General features: G+C 71.2%; 15 protein-coding genes and 1 pseudogene. 4 read left to right on the forward strand and 12 right to left on the reverse strand.

Translation table 11 applies throughout. From position 1 onward, the window contains the following. Positions 1 to 58 precede the first annotated feature (58 nt). On the reverse strand, positions 59 to 1,240 hold the full coding sequence (locus MRBLMI12_RS20135) for an FAD-dependent monooxygenase (protein WP_363357954.1): 1,182 nt from the start codon (positions 1,238 to 1,240) through the stop codon (positions 59 to 61). A gap of 87 nt (positions 1,241 to 1,327) precedes the next feature. On the opposite strand from MRBLMI12_RS20135, the gene MRBLMI12_RS20140 reads away from it, so the two are divergent. After that, positions 1,328 to 2,050: a TetR/AcrR family transcriptional regulator C-terminal domain-containing protein gene (locus tag MRBLMI12_RS20140; RefSeq protein WP_363357955.1), complete on the forward strand. Its 723-nt coding sequence runs from the start codon at positions 1,328 to 1,330 to the stop codon at positions 2,048 to 2,050. Positions 2,051 to 2,234: 184 nt separating this feature from the next. On the opposite strand, the gene MRBLMI12_RS20145 is transcribed toward MRBLMI12_RS20140, so the two are convergent. The 10 genes from MRBLMI12_RS20145 to MRBLMI12_RS20190 form a co-directional block, all read right to left on the reverse strand. Further along, the gene (locus MRBLMI12_RS20145; protein ID WP_363357956.1) at positions 2,235 to 2,996 is read right to left on the reverse strand and encodes an enoyl-CoA hydratase/isomerase family protein; all 762 of its coding nucleotides are present in this window, start codon (positions 2,994 to 2,996) and stop codon (positions 2,235 to 2,237) included. A 9-nt stretch (positions 2,997 to 3,005) separates the two neighbouring features. Continuing rightward, complete coding sequence (gene paaE, locus MRBLMI12_RS20150; RefSeq protein ID WP_363357957.1) at positions 3,006 to 4,223, reverse strand: 1,2-phenylacetyl-CoA epoxidase subunit PaaE; 1,218 nt, start codon at positions 4,221 to 4,223, stop codon at positions 3,006 to 3,008. Next, positions 4,223 to 4,738 carry a 1,2-phenylacetyl-CoA epoxidase subunit PaaD gene (gene paaD, locus MRBLMI12_RS20155; protein WP_363358243.1) on the reverse strand — a complete coding sequence of 172 codons (516 nt, stop codon included), beginning with the start codon at positions 4,736 to 4,738 and terminating at the stop codon, positions 4,223 to 4,225. Before paaD ends, paaE begins: the two co-directional genes overlap by 1 nt. Positions 4,739 to 4,866: 128 nt before the next feature. Then, positions 4,867 to 5,664 (reverse strand): 1,2-phenylacetyl-CoA epoxidase subunit PaaC, encoded by a 798-nt coding sequence (gene paaC, locus MRBLMI12_RS20160; protein WP_404908969.1) that lies wholly within the window; start codon positions 5,662 to 5,664, stop codon positions 4,867 to 4,869. Positions 5,665 to 5,816: 152 nt separating this feature from the next. Beyond that, positions 5,817 to 6,122: a 1,2-phenylacetyl-CoA epoxidase subunit PaaB gene (gene paaB, locus MRBLMI12_RS20165; protein WP_363357958.1), complete on the reverse strand. Its 306-nt coding sequence runs from the start codon at positions 6,120 to 6,122 to the stop codon at positions 5,817 to 5,819. Then, complete coding sequence (paaA, locus tag MRBLMI12_RS20170) at positions 6,119 to 7,111, reverse strand: 1,2-phenylacetyl-CoA epoxidase subunit PaaA (protein ID WP_363357959.1); 993 nt, start codon at positions 7,109 to 7,111, stop codon at positions 6,119 to 6,121. The genes paaB and paaA overlap by 4 nt, the downstream gene beginning before the upstream one ends. Positions 7,112 to 7,223: 112 nt before the next feature. Continuing rightward, entirely contained in the window at positions 7,224 to 7,649 is a 426-nt protein-coding gene (locus MRBLMI12_RS20175) for a hotdog fold thioesterase (protein WP_414686242.1), read from the reverse strand. Between the two features lie 35 nt (positions 7,650 to 7,684). Further along, a complete protein-coding gene (paaZ, locus tag MRBLMI12_RS20180; protein WP_363357961.1) occupies positions 7,685 to 9,841 on the reverse strand; it encodes a phenylacetic acid degradation bifunctional protein PaaZ in 2,157 nt (718 codons plus the stop codon). Then, on the reverse strand, positions 9,838 to 10,695 hold the full coding sequence (locus MRBLMI12_RS20185; protein ID WP_363357962.1) for a 3-hydroxyacyl-CoA dehydrogenase family protein: 858 nt from the start codon (positions 10,693 to 10,695) through the stop codon (positions 9,838 to 9,840). Before MRBLMI12_RS20185 ends, paaZ begins: the two co-directional genes overlap by 4 nt. Further along, a complete protein-coding gene (locus MRBLMI12_RS20190; protein ID WP_404908957.1) occupies positions 10,692 to 11,441 on the reverse strand; it encodes an enoyl-CoA hydratase/isomerase family protein in 750 nt (249 codons plus the stop codon). The genes MRBLMI12_RS20185 and MRBLMI12_RS20190 overlap by 4 nt, the downstream gene beginning before the upstream one ends. Positions 11,442 to 11,553: 112 nt before the next feature. Here MRBLMI12_RS20190 and MRBLMI12_RS20195 point away from each other — a divergent pair, with 112 nt between their 5' ends. Next, positions 11,554 to 12,162: a TetR/AcrR family transcriptional regulator gene (locus MRBLMI12_RS20195; RefSeq protein ID WP_349426687.1), complete on the forward strand. Its 609-nt coding sequence runs from the start codon at positions 11,554 to 11,556 to the stop codon at positions 12,160 to 12,162. An 88-nt stretch (positions 12,163 to 12,250) separates the two neighbouring features. On the opposite strand, the gene MRBLMI12_RS20200 is transcribed toward MRBLMI12_RS20195, so the two are convergent. Further along, complete coding sequence (locus tag MRBLMI12_RS20200; RefSeq protein ID WP_363357964.1) at positions 12,251 to 13,633, reverse strand: MFS transporter; 1,383 nt, start codon at positions 13,631 to 13,633, stop codon at positions 12,251 to 12,253. A 117-nt stretch (positions 13,634 to 13,750) separates the two neighbouring features. Here MRBLMI12_RS20200 and MRBLMI12_RS20205 point away from each other — a divergent pair. Together MRBLMI12_RS20205 and MRBLMI12_RS20210 are read left to right on the forward strand one after the other, a co-directional pair. Continuing rightward, positions 13,751 to 15,421, forward strand: a pseudogene (locus MRBLMI12_RS20205) (fumarylacetoacetate hydrolase family protein); the annotation flags it as partial. A 92-nt stretch (positions 15,422 to 15,513) separates the two neighbouring features. Further along, the gene (locus MRBLMI12_RS20210) at positions 15,514 to 16,203 is read left to right on the forward strand and encodes a GntR family transcriptional regulator (RefSeq protein WP_363357966.1); all 690 of its coding nucleotides are present in this window, start codon (positions 15,514 to 15,516) and stop codon (positions 16,201 to 16,203) included. The last annotated feature ends 11 nt before the right edge of the window (positions 16,204 to 16,214 follow it).

The following is a 16,214-nucleotide window of genomic DNA, read 5'->3' on the forward strand; positions in this document are numbered from 1 at the left end:
GGCGGAGAGCGGATGCCTCCTGCCGCCGCGTCGTGCACCGGCCACCGGCCACCGCCGCTCAGCGCAGGTCGTAGTCCGGCAGACCGGCGTCCGTGGCGAACGCGTCGGTGATCCACAGCATCATCCGATACATCAGCGCGTTGCGGAACGACCAGTCGCGCATGCGTATGCGCCACGTCGACGTCGGTGCCAGGAAGGGCCCCGCGTCACCCGTCCGCGCGATCTTCGTCGGCTTGCGCATCCGCCTGTCGTACGCGGCGAATGCCGTCTCGTGGTCTCCGCGTGCCGCCACCAGCTCGCCGGCGAGGACATAGGCGCCCACGATGGCGAGGCCCGTCCCGAACCCGCCGAGCGTATTCGCATAGCCGGCGTCGCCGACGAGCGCCGTGCGTCCGCGTGTGAACGTCGACATGCGCGTACGGCTCAGAGCGTCGAGGTAGAAGTCGGATGCCGTGGCCACTGCCTCGAGCGCCGCGGGAACGCGCCAGCCGACGCCGGCGTAGGCGTCCGTCAGGAAGCGCCGCTGCGAGGACGTGTCGCGCCGGTCGTAGTCCGGCCGCTCGGCGCGGAAGACGAAGAGGTTCGGCGCCTTCTGCCCGCCGAGGAGAGCCAGGCGCCCGGGCGTGCTGTAGCCGTACGCCACTGAGCGGCCATCGGGAAGCCGTGTCTCGAGGCCGTCGAGCGGCACCTCCCCGCTCGCGACGGCGTAGTAGCAGCCGAGCGGCTCGACGAAGTCCTCCTCCGGGCCGAAGGCCAGTCGTCGCACCGCGGAGTGCACGCCATCCGCGCCGATCACCAGGTCGAAGCGCCGAGCGGCGCGTCCGGCGAATGCGACATCGACTCCGGTCGCGGTCTCGGTCGTCGCGACGATCTCGTCGCCGAAGATGTACTCCGCGTCGCCGACCGAGTCGCGGTGCAGGATGCCGCTGAGGTCGCCACGCAGGATCTCGAGATCGCCGCCGATGAACTCCCCCGGCACGACGGCGCTGACGCGGTCCTCGGCATCCACCATCCGCCAGTCCGTCCTCGCGGTCTGCGCGGCCTGCACGTCGGCGAGCACCCCCATGCGCGTCAGCACGTCACGATGGGTGCGGCCCTTGAAGTCGACCGCCTGACCGCCGGGGCGCACGGCCGGCGCCTTCTCGACGACGGTGACGTCGAATCCGTTGCGGCCGAGCCAGCGGGCAAGGGCGGGTCCGGCGATGCTCGCTCCCGAGATGAGCACTGTCCTGTTGGTCATGTCTCTTTCCTGACTCCTGATTAATTGCGTCCTTTAGACACAGTATCTATTCGCGTACGCTGGACGCAATACTCGAAGGAGGTCGGCATGGCATCCCATGAGGACGGCGTCGCGGCATCCGTGCAGCTCCTGTGGCACGAGCCGGCCGTGGGCAGGCGCGGCCCGCGACCGAAATTCACGATCGACGCGATCGTGGCCGCGGCGACGGCGATCGCCGACGAGGACGGACTCGATGCCGTCACGATGCAGCGCGTCGCGGAACGGCTCGGAACCGCCAAGATGGCGCTGTACCGCTACGTTCCGGGACGCACCGAGCTCGACGCGGTGCTCCTCGACCGGTCCCTCGGCGGGCCGCCCGCATCATCGGACGCTGATTGGCGCGCAGCGCTGACGGCGTGGACGCTGGCGTTGCATGAGCGCGCCGTTGCGCACCCCTGGGCGGTCACGCTCGCCCAGCGTCCTCACGTTCCCGGTCCGGGAGAGCTGGCGTGGTACGAGCGGGGGCTGGAGGCGATGAGCGAGCTGCCGCTCGGCGGCGGTGAGCGACTCGACCTGCTGGCGCTCCTGGCCGGCCATGCGCAGTCGATGGTGCGGCAGCAGGCGGAAGGACCCCATCCCGAGCAGAATCTCGCCGCCCAGCTGGGGCCGGTGCTGGCGGCGCGTTCCGCCGACTATCCGCGCACGTCGGCCGCCTTCGCCGACGCCGCGCGCGACGGCGACCGCGACGCAGCGCTGCATTTCGGCATCGAGCGCCTGCTGGCGGGGGTTGCCGCACTCATCGCCGAGCGGACGAGCTCCGACCTCGCGTGATCCTTCGACGTCGCGTGATCCTTCGACCCCGCGGCTCGGGTGTCACGACACGCGGCATCCCACCGAGCGAACCCACGCAACGCGACCCCCGATTCCCCCGTCCCGCGGCTCAGGTGTCACGACACGCGGCATCCCACCGAGCGAACCCACGCAACGCGACCCCCTGGACGCCGGATCGTGAGGGTCACTCACCGCGGAAGTCGGGGCGGCGCTTCTGCTGGAAGGCCTGGAACCCCTCGCGGTAGTCGGCGGTGGTGCGCAGCGCCTCTTGCCCGCGTGCTTCTTCGGAGACGGCATCCCACAGGCGCTCACCCCGCAGACGCGCGATGAGGCGCTTCGACGCCACGAAGGCGGCGGTGGGGCCGGATGCCGCGACCGACGCCCGCTGCTGCGTGAAGTCGAACACCTCCTCGACCGGCATGGCGCGGCTGAAGAGTCCGGCCGCGACGGCCTCGGCGCCGCTCATGAGCTCGCCGGTATAGATCAGGTCGAGCGCGCGATGCGCTCCGAGCCGCTCGTAGAGGAGCGCGTGACCGCCCGAGTCGAGCATCGCGCCGAGGCTCGCGAAGGGCGATCCGATCTTGGCGTCGTCGGCGACGTAGACGACGTCGGTCGCGATGGCGAGTCCCAGCCCCACTCCGAGGCATGCGCCGTGCACAGCCGCGAACGTCGGAGCGGGGAACGCCGCGATCCGCCGCATGAGCGTCTCGACGCCCGTGAGGTACTCGGGCACATCGTCGGTCTCGGGGTCGACGCCGGCGATGTCGCGACCGGCGCAGAAGGCCCGGCCTTCGGCTCGCAGCAGTAGAGCCCGCACGCCGGCGTCTTCGGCCGCGCGGTAGGCGGCATCCATCTCTCCCAGTTCGCGCAGCGACAGGGCGTTGAGCTTCTCAGGCGCATTGAGCACGACCTCGGCCACATCGCCGGCGATGGAAAGCTCGATCAACTCGTCCTCCTAGACGTCGTAGTCGACCACGACGGTGTCGGTCGTGGGATGGGACTGACAGGTGAGCACGTAACCGCGCTCGAGCTCGTCGGGCTCGAGCGCGTAGTTCTCGGTCATGGTCACCGAGCCCTGCAGCAGCCGTGCGCGGCAGGTGCCGCAGACGCCGCCGGCGCACGCGAACGGCACGTCCGGGCGCACGCGCAGCGCCGCGTTGAGGATGGACTCGTGCGCGGCCACCGGGCTGTCGACGGCCTGCGACTGGCCGTCGAGGGTGAACTCGATGCGACGCACCGGTTCATCCTCGGCGACCACCACCGGCCGGCCGGCCGCGGGCTCGGCCCGCTCCCCCTCGCCGGTCGTGAACAGCTCGTAGCGCACGTGCGCGGGATCGACGCCGATGTCGGCGAGCGTGTCGCGGCAGAGCTGGACGAGCTCGAACGGCCCGCAGAGGAACCACTCGTCGACGGTGTCGGGCAGCACGAGCTCCTCGAGGATGCGCCGCAGGCGCGGCTCGTCGATGCGGCCCGACAGCAGTGGTGCGGTGCGCTGCTCGCGCGACAGCACATGGTGCAGGGCGAGCCGCGTCGGGTAGCGATCCTTGAGGTCCGAGAGCTCGTCCAGAAACATCACGTCGAGGCTCGAGCGGTTCGTATAGACGAGGGTGAACTGCGAGGTGTCGGACCGCGCGAGCACCGTCGCGGCGAGCGCCATCAACGGCGTGATGCCCGACCCTGCCGCGATGCCGGCGACGTGCGCGCCGTCGAGGTCGGCGAGCTTCGAGGTGAACGTGCCCTGCGGGCTCATCACGTCGATCTCGTCGCCCGCGTGCAGCTCGGTCTGCGCCCACGTCGAGAAGCGTCCGCCGAGATCGCGCTTGATCGCGACGCTGATCGTGCGGGGACCGTCGCCGCCGCCGCCCGCATCCTCCGCTCGGCACAGCGAGTACGAGCGGCGCAGTTCGTGGCCGTCGAGCATCGTGCGCAGCGCCACGTGCTGTCCCGCCAGGTAGTCGAACTCGCCGCGCACCTCTTCCGGGATCGCGAACGTCACCTCGACCGAGGCGTCGGTGAGCGGCCTGACGGCGGCCACCCGCAGTGTGTGGAAGCGCGCACGGTGCCGGCTGCCACGCGGACCGCCCACCGCGGTCGTGAGCAGCGTCTCGGCGATGCGCTGGTTCTCCCCCGCCGAGACCCCGTGGTTCGACCCTGGCGGATGGTCTCGATCCATCAGTGCACCTTGAAGTGGTCGAAGGGCTCGAGGCAGGCGCGGCACTCGTACAGCGCCTTGCACGAGGTGGAGCCGAATCGGGCGATCTCGCGGGTGTCGAGCGAACCGCAGCGGGGGCACCGTACCGACAGCGCCAGGCGGATCGGGCCGGTGGCCCCGGCACGCCCGGTCGGCGGCGCGATGCCGTAGTCGACGAGCTTGCGCTTGCCGGCATCCGTCATCCAGTCCGTCGTCCAGGCGGGTGCGAGCACGAGCCGCACGTCGACGTCGTCGAATCCGGCCGCGGTCAGGGCGAGCATGACGTCGTCGCGGATCGCGTCCATCGCCGGGCATCCCGAGTACGTCGGCGTGATCGTCACCGTGGCGTGTGCGCCGTCGACCACGACGTCACGGAGCACCCCGAGATCCTCGATGGTGAGCACCGGCAGTTCGGGATCGGGAACGGATGCCGCCACCGCCCACGCGCGCGCCCTGAGATCAGCGGCATCCTCGGCTCCCCCTGTCTGGGCCTCCACGCGTACCGTGCGCAGGATCGCCACCGCCGGCGCCGATGCGGACCCGCGGGATTCCGCGGATGTGCGCGCCGCCGAGCCCGCCGATCCTGCAAACGGTACAAGGCGGGCGGGGGAAGCTGCGGAGCCGGTCACCATGTCACCCCCGGATGCTGCCGGGCGAGCACCTGCATCTCGGCGAGGAGGTACCCCAGGGTCGAGAAGTGCGAACCGTGGCGACCGCCCGCCGACGACATCGGTGCGGACGGGAGCTCGAGCTGCGCGTCCGCGAACACCGCGGCGATGACGGCGTCGAACGCCGGCTGCAGGGTCGACGGCCGTACCGCGACGTCGTCGAGCCGGTCGATGAGCGGCTCGTCGCGGAAGAGCTCGCCGACGTACGGCCAGACGTCGCCCACCGCGCGGATCATGCGGCGGCGGGACTCGTCGGTACCGCCGGCCAGGCGCAGCGTCCACTGCACGGCGTGGTCGCGGTGGTATTCGACCTCCTTGACCGCCTTGGCCGCGATCGCGGCGAGCGTCTCATCGGACGAGTTCTGCAGCGCGGTGTACAGCTCGAAGAGGTAGACGGATGCCGCCAGCTGGCGAGCCATCGTCTGCGCGAAGTCTCCGTTGGGCTGCTGGAACAGCCAGGCGCAGCGGAACTCCGGTTCTTCGCGCCAGTACGCGAGGTCGTCCTCGGTGCGGTCGTCGTAGGTGCCCGCGTAGCGCAGGAACGAGCGCGCGTGTCCGAGCAGGTCGAGCGCGATGTTGGCGAGTGCCACGTCCTCTTCGAGTTCGGGGGCTCGTGCGATCCACACGCCGAGCTGCTGCGAGAGGATCAGCGCGTCGTCGCCCAGCCAGAGCGCGTACTCGGCGACGTCAGGCGTGGCGGCGCGGCCCTCACCCCCCGCGAGCTCGGCCGACAGCTCCACGCGCTCGACGGTCACCTCGCCGTGCGCGTCGTCTCGGAGATCGGGTCGCGACGTTTCGTCTGCCTCGTTCCTCGGTCGCTCAACGACCGGCGGTGTTGCGGTCGTCGAGCGAGCCTGCGAGTCGAAACGCGGAGACGAAACTCCCCGCCCGTCGGGATGCACGTGGATCACAGGTGCGGCACCCCCTCGGACGCCGTGTAGTACGTGGCGTGGCGGTAGTTCTTGCCGGCGGGGCTCTCGAAGAACGCGCCCTTGGAGTCGGGGTCGCTCGTCGTGATCGCATCGGCGGGAACCACCCAGATCGACGTGCCCTCGCTCCGGCGCGTGTAGACATCGCGGGCATTGCGGAGCGCGAAGTCGGCGTCGGGTGCGTGCAGCGAGCCCGCGTGCACGTGGCTGAGGCCGCGTCCGGCGCGGACGAACACCTCCCACAGGGGCCATGACTCGCGCGGCGAGGCGCCTGACGTCGTCATCGCGCCACCTCGTTCCCGTTCGTTCCTCGCTCGCTCAACGACCGGATGCCGGCCTGCTTGCGCGCGTACTCGGCGGCCGCCTCGCGCACCCAGGCGCCGTCCTCGTGCGCGGTCCGGCGGTGCCGGATGCGCTCGACGTTCATCGGCCCGCGGCCGGCGAGCACCTCGTGGAACTCCGTCCAGTCGATCTCGCTCGTGTGCCAGCGGTCCGCCTTCTCGTCCCACCGCAGCTCGGGGTCGGGGAGCGTCACGCCCAGCACCTCGGCCTGGGGCACCAGCATCCCGATGAAGCGCTGCCGCAGGTCGTCGTTCGAGAACCGCTTGATCTTCCACGCCATGGACTGCGCCGAGTTGGGCGACTCGTCGTCGGGAGGCCCGAACATCATGAGCGAGGGCCAGTACCAGCGGTCGACGGCATCCTGCGCCATCCGTCGCTGCGCGGGCGTTCCCTGCATGAGCGTCAGCAGGATCTCGAATCCCTGCCGCTGGTGGAACGACTCCTCCTTGCAGATGCGCACCATCGCCCGGCCGTACGGGCCGTACGAGGCACGGCACAGCGGCACCTGATTGCAGATCGCCGCGCCGTCGACGAGCCAGCCGATCGCCCCCATGTCGGCCCAGGTCGGCGTCGGGTAGTTGAAGATCGACGAATAGCGCGCGCGGCCCTCGATGAGCTGCTCGGTCATCTCGTCGCGGGTGATGCCGAGGGTCTGCGCGGCGGAGTACAGATACAGCCCGTGACCGGCTTCGTCCTGCACCTTCGCCATCAGGATCGCCTTGCGTTTCAGGCTCGGCGCACGGGTGATCCAGTTGCCCTCGGGCTGCATGCCGATGATCTCGGAGTGCGCGTGCTGCGAGATCTGCCGGATCAGGGTCTTGCGATACGCGGCCGGCATCCAGTCGCGAGGCTCGATGCGCGAATCCGCCTCGATGATCGCGTCGAAGGCCGCCTGCTCGGCAGCCTCGTCGATCAGCACATCGGTCGTCATCATCGACTCCGTTCCGGTTCGTGAGCCTGTCCTCCGCGGCTCCTGAGCCTGTCGAAGGATTACAGACCGTTCGTTCAGTAAGTCTAACCCAGGACGGATACCGCGGCCACCGTCAGCCGGCGGCGCCGGGGCGGTCGGAGCCCGACGGCCGCGTGGTGAAGGAGCGCCCGCGGAATTCCGCCACGACATCCCCGGTCTCGTCGGTCACCGTCACGTCGTACAGCCCGCTGCGGCCGGCGAGCGCGCGGCGGCGCGCGTGGGCGGTCAGCGTCTGCCCGGCGCGCGTCGCCTTGAGGAACGAGATGTCGGCGCCGGCCGCCACCGTGATGTCGGCATCCGCGCCCTCTTCACCCGTGACCACGGCGTTGCACGCCATCGCGAACGCCGTGTCGGCGAGCGCGAACACCATTCCGCCGTGCGTGATCGCGAAGCCGTTCGTCATGTCGTCGCGCACGCGCATCGACACGATGGCTTCGCCCGGCACGTCGCGCTCGACCACCATGCCCAGCGCCGCCGATGCGCGGTCACGCTGCAGCATGCTCCGTTCCCCGGCGAAGTGGTCGGTAGGCTCGCTCACGCTCCGACCTCTGCCGGTACGGGATCTCCGGTTGCCGCGGCGCCCTCCGCGGTCTTGGCGACCAGCGTGAGCACGTCGTAGGTCGCGACGATCTCGTCGCGCTGGTTGAGGATGACGGCGTCCCACCGCACCTCGCCGTAGTCGTCGGTCTCGCGCGGGGTGATCTGCTTCGCGGTCAGCACGACACGGATCTCGTCGTCGGGTGACACCGGCGTCATGAAGCGCAGGTTCTCGAGCCCGTAGTTCGCCAGCACCGGACCGGGATCCGGGTCCACGAAGAGCCCGGCCGCCCACGACACGAGCAGGTAGCCGTGCGCCACGCGACCGGGGAAGAACGGGTTGGCGGCCGCCGCCTCCTCATCCATGTGGGCGTAGAAGCGGTCGCCCGTGAAGTTCGCGAACGTCTCGATGTCGTCGAGGGTGACCGCGCGCGACGGCGACGCGAGCTGGTCGCCGATGGCCAGCTCGGCGAGCGACTTGCGGAACGGGTGGCGGTCGGAGCGGGATGCCGCCCCCTGGTGCCAGACGCCGGTGAGCGCCGTCAGCATCGCGGGCGAGCCCTGCACCGCGGTGCGCTGCATGTGGTGCAGCACCGCACGGATGCCGCCGAGCTCCTCCCCTCCGCCGGCGCGGCCCGGCCCACCGTGGACGAGGTGCGGCACGGGCGCGCCGTGCCCCGTGGAGGTGCGGGCGTCGTCCCGGTCGAGGAACAGCAGTCGCCCGTTGTACGCGGCGGTGCGCGCGAGGAGCGTCGCCGCCACGCCGGGGTCGGACGTCGCGATGCTCGTGACGAGCGATCCGCCGCCGCGACCGACGAGGTCGGCGGCCTCCTCCACTGTCCGGTACGCCAGCACGCTCGCCACCGGGCCGAACGCCTCGACGTCGTGGACCGCGTCGGGCAGCGCGGCCGCCTCACCGTCGAACCCGATCAGGATCGGGCCGACGAACGCGCCGTCCGGGGCAGGCCCCGTGGAGCCGTCCGCGCGCGTGACGTCGGGCGCGTCCGTCGTTCCCAGCACGATCCGCCCGCCGGCGGCCTCGAGCGCGTCGACGGCGCGCAGCACCTCGTCGCGCTGCGCAGGGGAGACGAGCGGTCCCATCGTGACGGACTCCGCGTGGGGATCGCCGACGACGACGCGCTCGGCGATCTTCTGCCGCAGCGCCTCGACGAGCGGGGCGACCGCGTCGGACGGGACGATGGCGCGGCGGATCGCGGTGCACTTCTGACCGGCCTTCGTCGTCAGCTCGACCAGGAGCTGCGTGACGTACGCGTCGAACTCCGGCGTGCCCGGCACCGCGTCGGGCCCGAGCACCGACGCATTGATCGAGTCGGTCTCGCTCGTGAACCGCAGCCCCGGCGCGGCCTGCGCGCGCAGCCGCTCGGCCGTCGACGCGCTGCCGGTGAAGCCGACGAGGTCGCCCAGCCCGAGGTGGTCGAACAGGCCGGGCACCGCGCCGCTCACCAGCTGCAGCGACCCGGCGGGCAGGAGTCCGGTCTCGACGAGGATGCGCACCCACGCCTCGGCGACGTACGCGGTCGGCGACGCGGGCTTCACGATCGTCGGCACGCCGGCGAGGAAGGCCGGGGCGAACTTCTCGAGCGCGCCCCACATCGGGAAGTTGAAGGCGTTGATCTGCACGGCGACACCCGGCAGCCGCGTGTAGACGTGGCGGCCGAGGAACGAGCCGTCCTTCGACAGCGACTCGACCGGGCCGTCCAGGTACACCTGCGTGTTGGGCAGCTCACGTCGCCCCTTCGATGAATACGTGAACAGCACGCCGATGCCGCCGTCGATGTCGTTGAGCGAGTCGCGCACCGTGGCGCCGGCGCGCTTGGAGAGCTCGTACAGCTCCTCCTTGCGCGCGGTGAGCGCGATGCCGAACTGCTTGAGCAGCAGCGCCCGCTGGTGGAACGTCAGCGCGCCGAGGCCCGCCTGCCCGACCGTGCGGGCATGGGCGATCGCGCCCGCGAGATCGACGCCCTGCGTGCTCAGATACGTGACGACCTCACCCGTCGACGAATCGAGCACCGGGGTCGCATCGTCGCCGGTGTCGGGACTCCACCACTCGTCGCGGAGATAGCTGGGAAGGATGCCGGTCGGGGACGGCTCGATGGCGCCCGGCCGCTCGACGGTCCCTGTCTGCTCGATCATCGCTGTTCACTCCATTCGTAGAAGCCGCGGCCGCTCTTGCGGCCGAGATGTCCCTCGGCGACGAGGCGCCGCAGCAGCAGCGGCGGCGCGAACCGCTCCCCCAGCCGTCGGTGCAGCTCTTCGGCGATCCCGAGCCGCACGTCGAGGCCGACGAGGTCGGTCGTGCGCAGCGGCCCGACCGGATGCCGGTAGCCGAGCTCCATCGCCGCGTCGATGTCGGTGGCCGAGGCGACGCCCTCCTCGAGCATCCGGATGGCCTCCAGGCCGAGCGCGACGCCGAGGCGGCTCGACGCGAAGCCCGGGCTGTCGCGGACGACGATCGGCGTCTTGCCGAGAGCCTCGATCCACGTCCTCGCCTCGTCGACGAGGTCCGGCTCGGTGGCGGCCCCGGTCACGACCTCCACGAGCTGCGAAGCGGGCACGGGGTTGAAGAAGTGCAGCCCGAGAAAGCGCTCCGGCCGGGCCAGCACCGACGCGAGGTCGTCGATGGAGATCGACGACGTGTTGGTGGCGAGCGCGGCATCGGGCGAGAGAACCTGCTCCGCGCGCGTGAGGGCCGCGACCTTCGCGTCGCGCTCCTCCGGCACCGCCTCGACCACCAGCCGGCAGCCGGCGAGAGCTGCGGCATCCGTCGCCGTCCCGATCGCCGAGGCGAGCGCGTCGACGTCGCGGTCGGTTGCGCCGCGCTCGACGCTGCGCCGCACCGTGTCGAGCAGGCGAGCGGACGCCGCAGCCGCCGCCTCGGCGTCACGCTCGACCACGACGACCTCGGCGCCGGCGAGGACGAACGCGTGCGCGATGCCCGCGCCCATGCGGCCGCCGCCGATCACGCCGACGCGCTCCGGCACGCTCATCGCTTGCGGCTCTCGAGGAACGCGGCCATGCGCCGCTCCTTCTCGGGGCTCTCGAAGAGCTTCGCCTGCAGTTCGAGCTCGATCTCGGGGTGCGCGGTGCGCGGCGCCCGCAGGGCGGTCTTCGTGTAGCGCGTCGCGAGCGGATCGTTGCGCGCGATGCGGTCGGCGATCGCGTGGGCGGCCGCGAGCAGATCGGCCGGCTCGTACAGCGACGACACGAGTCCCCAGGCGACGGCGGTGCCGGCATCCAGTATCCGTCCGGTCAGCAGCATCTCGGCTGCCCGCGCTTCGCCGACGATCTCGGGCAGGCGCCACGTGGCACCCGCGGCGGCGATGATGCCGAGGCCGGTCTCGGGGTTGCCGATCTGGAGTGCGGGCGTGCCGATGCGGATGTCGGCCGCGTAGGCGAGCTCGGCCCCACCGCCCAGCGCGTAGCCGTCGATCGCGGCGATCACCGGCATCGGGAGGCTGCGCACCCGCTGGAACGCGCGGGTGTTGATGCCGCGGCGGGCGTCGGCGGCGCGGCGCTCGCGCAGCTGTGCGATGTCGGCTCCCGAGGCGAACACGCCGTCGGAGCCGGTCAGGATCAGGGTGCGGGGTTCGCGCTCCAGCTCGCCGCAGAGCTCGTGCAGCCGGTCGATCATGTCCTGATCGATGGCGTTGCGCACCTCGGGTCGCGTCAGCGTGGCGACGACGCGGTCCGCGCGGCGCTGGATCTGCAGCGGCCCTGCACTCGACGCTGGCATCGGCATCCTCTCGATCCGCTCCATCGCGGTCGCGACCATAATACTTGACCGATCGTTCAGTAATATCCCTCCGTTGCGCGGATCCTGTGCAGACCGGTGCCAGACTGGGCGCATGTCCGCGACCGCCGAGCCCCTCCCCGCCCGCCGCGGGCGCCCGGGCTACGACCGCGACCAGGTGCTGACGGTCGCCGTGACGCTGTTCAACGAGCAGGGCTACGACGCCACGTCGGTCGCCGACCTCGCCTCACGGCTCGGCCTCACGAAATCGGCGCTCTATCACCACTTCGACTCGAAGGAGCAGCTGCTCGCCCTTGCGCTCGACGAGGCCCTCGACGGGCTCGAGGGAGTGCTCGACGCCCCCGATGCCGCCGTCGACGACCCCGCCGAGCGGCTCGGTGCGGTGCTGCGCGGTGCGGTCCGGGTGCTCGTCGACAAGCTGCCCCACGTCACCCTGCTGCTCCGCGTCCGCGGCAACAGCGACGTGGAGCGCGCCGCGCTCGAGCGGCGGCGCGCATTCGACCACCGGGTCACCGCGCTCGTCGTCGAGGCTCAGCGCGCGGGTCAGGTGCGCGCCGACGTGGACGGCGCCGTCGCCACCCGCCTGCTCTTCGGCATGGTGAACTCGATCGTCGAGTGGTACCGCCCCACCGGCCCGGTCGACCGCGACCGCCTCGCGCACGACGTGGTCGCCGTCGCCCTCGACGGCATGCGCACCCGCTGACGCCCGGCCCGAGGCCCAACCGCTCACCTGTCACGAATGGTGGGCGTGGGCCGCACTTCGTGACAGGCGAGCAGTGGGACGGAGAAGGTCAGGCCTTCGCCATGCCGTAGATCGGGCTGACCGACTGCTCCGCCTCGTGGTCGGGGCCGAGCGGGATGCCGGAGCGATCGCGCAGCAGCAGCGTGGCGAGCAGGCCGACGACCGTCATGCCGGCGAGGTACCACGTGACGGACAGCGTCGAGCCGGTCGCCTGCACGAGCGCCGTCGCGATGGTCGGGGCGAACGCGCCGCCCAGGATCGCGCCGATCGCGTACGAGATCGAGACCCCCGAGAAGCGGATGGATGCCGGGAAGAGCTCGGAGTACAGCGCCGCCTGCGGTCCATACGTGAAGCCGAGGCCGAAAGTGAGGATCGCAAGGCCGAGGAACAGCAGCCAGATGTTCCCCGTGTTCACGAGCGGGAACAGCAGGAAGACGCCGACGAGCTGCATGATCCAGCCGATGATGTACGTCGTCCGCCGGCCGATGCGGTCCGACACGAACCCGGCGGCCAGCGTCGACAGCAGCCACGTCACCGCGGAGCCGGCGACGGCCCAGAGCACCGGACCCCGCTCGAGCGCGAGCGGACCCTCGGGGTTGGTCGAGTATCCCTGGATGTAGCCGCCCGTCGTCATGTAGCCGACCGCGTTGTTCCCCGCGAACACGAGCGCGGCGATGAATACCAGCAGGGCGTGCTTGCGGAAGAGCGTGACGATCGGCATCCGCGCCTTCTCCTTGCGCTCGGCCAGCTCGGCGAACACGGGGCTCTCTTCGACACGGCGGCGCACGTAGTAGCCGACGAGGATGAGCACGACGCTGAGGAGGAACGGCACGCGCCAGCCCCACACGAGGAACGCGTCGCCCGGGGCGATCATCGCCATGAGCGCCATGACGCCCGAGGCGAGCAGCAGGCCGAGGGGAACGCCGATCTGCGGCGATGCGCCGAAGGCGCCGCGGCGGGTGCGCGGCGCGTGCTCGACGGCCATGAGGACCGCGCCGCCCCACTCGCCGCCGGCCGAGATGCCCTGCAGGATGCGCAGCAGCACCAGGAGGATCGGCGCCCAGATGCCGATGGCCTCGTAGGTGGGCAGCACCCCGATCAGCGCGGTCGCCGCGCCCATCAGGATCAGCGTCCACATCAGCACGACCTTGCGACCGTACTTGTCACCGAAGTGGCCGGCGAGGAAGGCGCCGAGTGGGCGGAACAGGAAGCTCACGCCGACGGTGGCGAAGGCCACGATCGCGCTGTTCGCACCGAGCGGCGCGAAGAACAGCTGACCGAAGACCAGGCCGACGGCCGTGGCGTAGATGAAGAAGTCGTACCACTCGACGGTGGTGCCGACGACGGTCGCGAAGACGACCCGGCGGCGGTCGACGGATGCGGCGATGGTTCCGGTGGGGGTGAACCCCGCCTCGGGTTGCGATGTGCTCATGGTGACTCCTGTGTCGGGGGCTGACGTCGTCGTCTCCGGCGGTGTTTCGGGGTTGGTTGCCGGATGCTGCACGATCATATACGATTTCGGATACGACGCAAGAGTGAGGGAGCTCGAATGGACGAGATCACGGATGCCGCCCCGTCGGGTGCGGCGGATCCCCCGGCGGATCCGCGGTTCGCGGCCCTCCCCGCGCGCCCGGGAAAGATCGTCGCCGTCCACCTCAGCTATGCGTCGCGTGCCGACCAGCGCGGGCGCCGGCCGCAGCATCCGTCGTACTTCTTCAAGCCGTCGAGCTCGGTCGCGGCATCCGGCAGCACCATCGAGCGCCCCGCCGGCACCGAGCTGCTCGCCTTCGAAGGCGAGATCGCGCTCGTGATCGGCGAGGCGGCCCGGCACGTGGCGCTCGCCGACGCCTGGTCGCATGTGGCCGCGGTCACCGCCGCCAACGACTTCGGCCTGTACGACCTGCGCGCCAATGACAAGGGCTCCAACGTGCGGTCGAAGGGCGGCGACGGCTACACCCCGATCGGCCCGGCGCTCATCGACGCCCGCCTCGTGCACCCTGACGCGCTCCGCGTGCGCACCTGGCTCAACGGGGACCTCGTCCAGGACGACACGTCCGCGGGCATGTTCTTCCCGCTGGCGCAGCTCGTCGCCGACCTGTCGCAGCACTTCACCCTGGAGCCGGGCGACGTGATCCTCACCGGAACCCCCGCCGGCTCGTCCGTCGCGCAGCCCGGCGACGTCGTCGAAGTGGAGGTCGACGTCCCGGGCGGGCCGTCCTCCGGCCGGCTGGTGACGACGGTCGTCCAGGGCGTCGCAGACTTCGACGCCGACCTCGGCTCGCTCCCTGAGGCCGACGACCTGCAGCGCACCGAGGCGTGGGGCTCGCGCGAGGCCGCCGCCCGGTCGTTGAGCGAGCGAGGGACGCGGTCGTTGAGCGAGCGAGGAACGAGCGAGACGAAACGCGCCGAGCCGACGAGCGACGGAGGCGAAGCGCGTTTCGACTCGCAAGCTCGCTCAACGACCGGAGCCCGCGCGGAACCGACGAACGACCGAGCCGAAGCGCGTTTCGACTCGCAAGCTCGCTCAACGACCGCGGGGCTCTCCCCCGAGCTGCGCGCGAAGCTCGAAGCCGTTCCCGTCGCCGGGCTCTCGGCGCAGCTGCGCAAGCGCGGGCTGAACAACGTGCACATCGACGGCGTGCGGCCGCTGCATCCGGCATCCAAGCTGGTCGGCACGGCGCGCACGCTGCGCTTCGTCCCCAACCGCGAGGACCTGTTCTCCGCCCACGGCGGCGGCTACAACGCGCAGAAGCGCGTGTTCGACGCCGTCGGCGACGGTGAGGTCGTCGTGATCGAGGCACGCGGCGAGGCCGGGTCGGGCACGCTGGGCGACATCCTGGCGATCCGCGCGCATGCGCGGGGCGCCGCCGGCATCGTCACCGACGGCGGGGTGCGGGATGCCGCAGCCGTCGCGGCAGTCGGCATCCCGGTGTACTCGTCCGGCGCGCACCCCGCAGTTCTCGGCCGCAAGCACGTCCCGTGGGACGCCGACCTGACGATCGCATGCGGCGGCACGACCGTGCAGCCCGGCGACGTCATCGTCGGCGACGCCGACGGGGTCGTCGTGATCCCGCCCGCGATCGTCGAGGAGGTCGTCGACGCGGCGCTCGCCCAGGAGGACGAGGACGCGTGGATCGCCGAGCGCGTCGCGGAGGGGCATCCGGTCGACGGGCTCTTCCCGATGAACGCCGAATGGCGGGCGCAGTTCGAGGCGTCGCGAGAGGCGAGCGCGGCAGTTTCCGGCGAACGCCCGGCGACCCAGACGCAGCGGCCGCAGGCAACTGCAGCGGTCGAAGACCGGGAGGCCGGACGATGACTCCCGACACCGCCACGACGTTCAGCAAGTCGCAGCTCGCGTACCGCTGGGTGAAGGAGCGGATCGCCAACCAGGTGTTCACCCCGGGGTACCGGCTGGTGCTCGGCAGCATCGCGGGCGAGCTCGACATGAGCGTCGTGCCGGTGCGCGAGGCCATCCGCCAGCTCGAGGCCGAGGGACTCGTCACGTTCGAGCGCAACGTCGGCGCGCGGGTGTCGATGGTCGACGACTCGCAGTACCGGTTCAGCATGCAGGCGCTGTCGATCCTCGAGGGAGCGGCCACCGCGCTGGCGGCGCGCCGACTCACGCCCGACGACATCCGCGCGGCGCGGCGGATCAACGAGCTCATGATCGAGACCCTCGAGCACTTCGACCCGCGGGCGTTCACCGGGCTGAACCAGGAGTTCCACGCGGCGCTGTTCACGAAGTGCGCGAACCCGCGGATGCTCGAGCTCGTCGACGCCGAGTGGGGCCGGCTGGGCCACCTGCGTGACTCGACCTTCAGCTTCGTGCCGGGCCGCGCCGCCGAGTCGGTGCGCGAGCACGAGAACATCCTGCAGCTGATCGAGACCGGCGCTCCCCTCGGCGAGATCGAGAAGGCCGCGCGACGCCATCGCTCGGCGACCCTCGACGCCTACATGATCCACGAGCACCCCGACGAGGCCCTCGGCCTCCCGGCGTTCTGAACCTTCCGGAT

Source organism: Microbacterium sp. LMI12-1-1.1 (assembly GCF_040676455.1).
GTDB lineage: Bacteria > Actinomycetota > Actinomycetes > Actinomycetales > Microbacteriaceae > Microbacterium.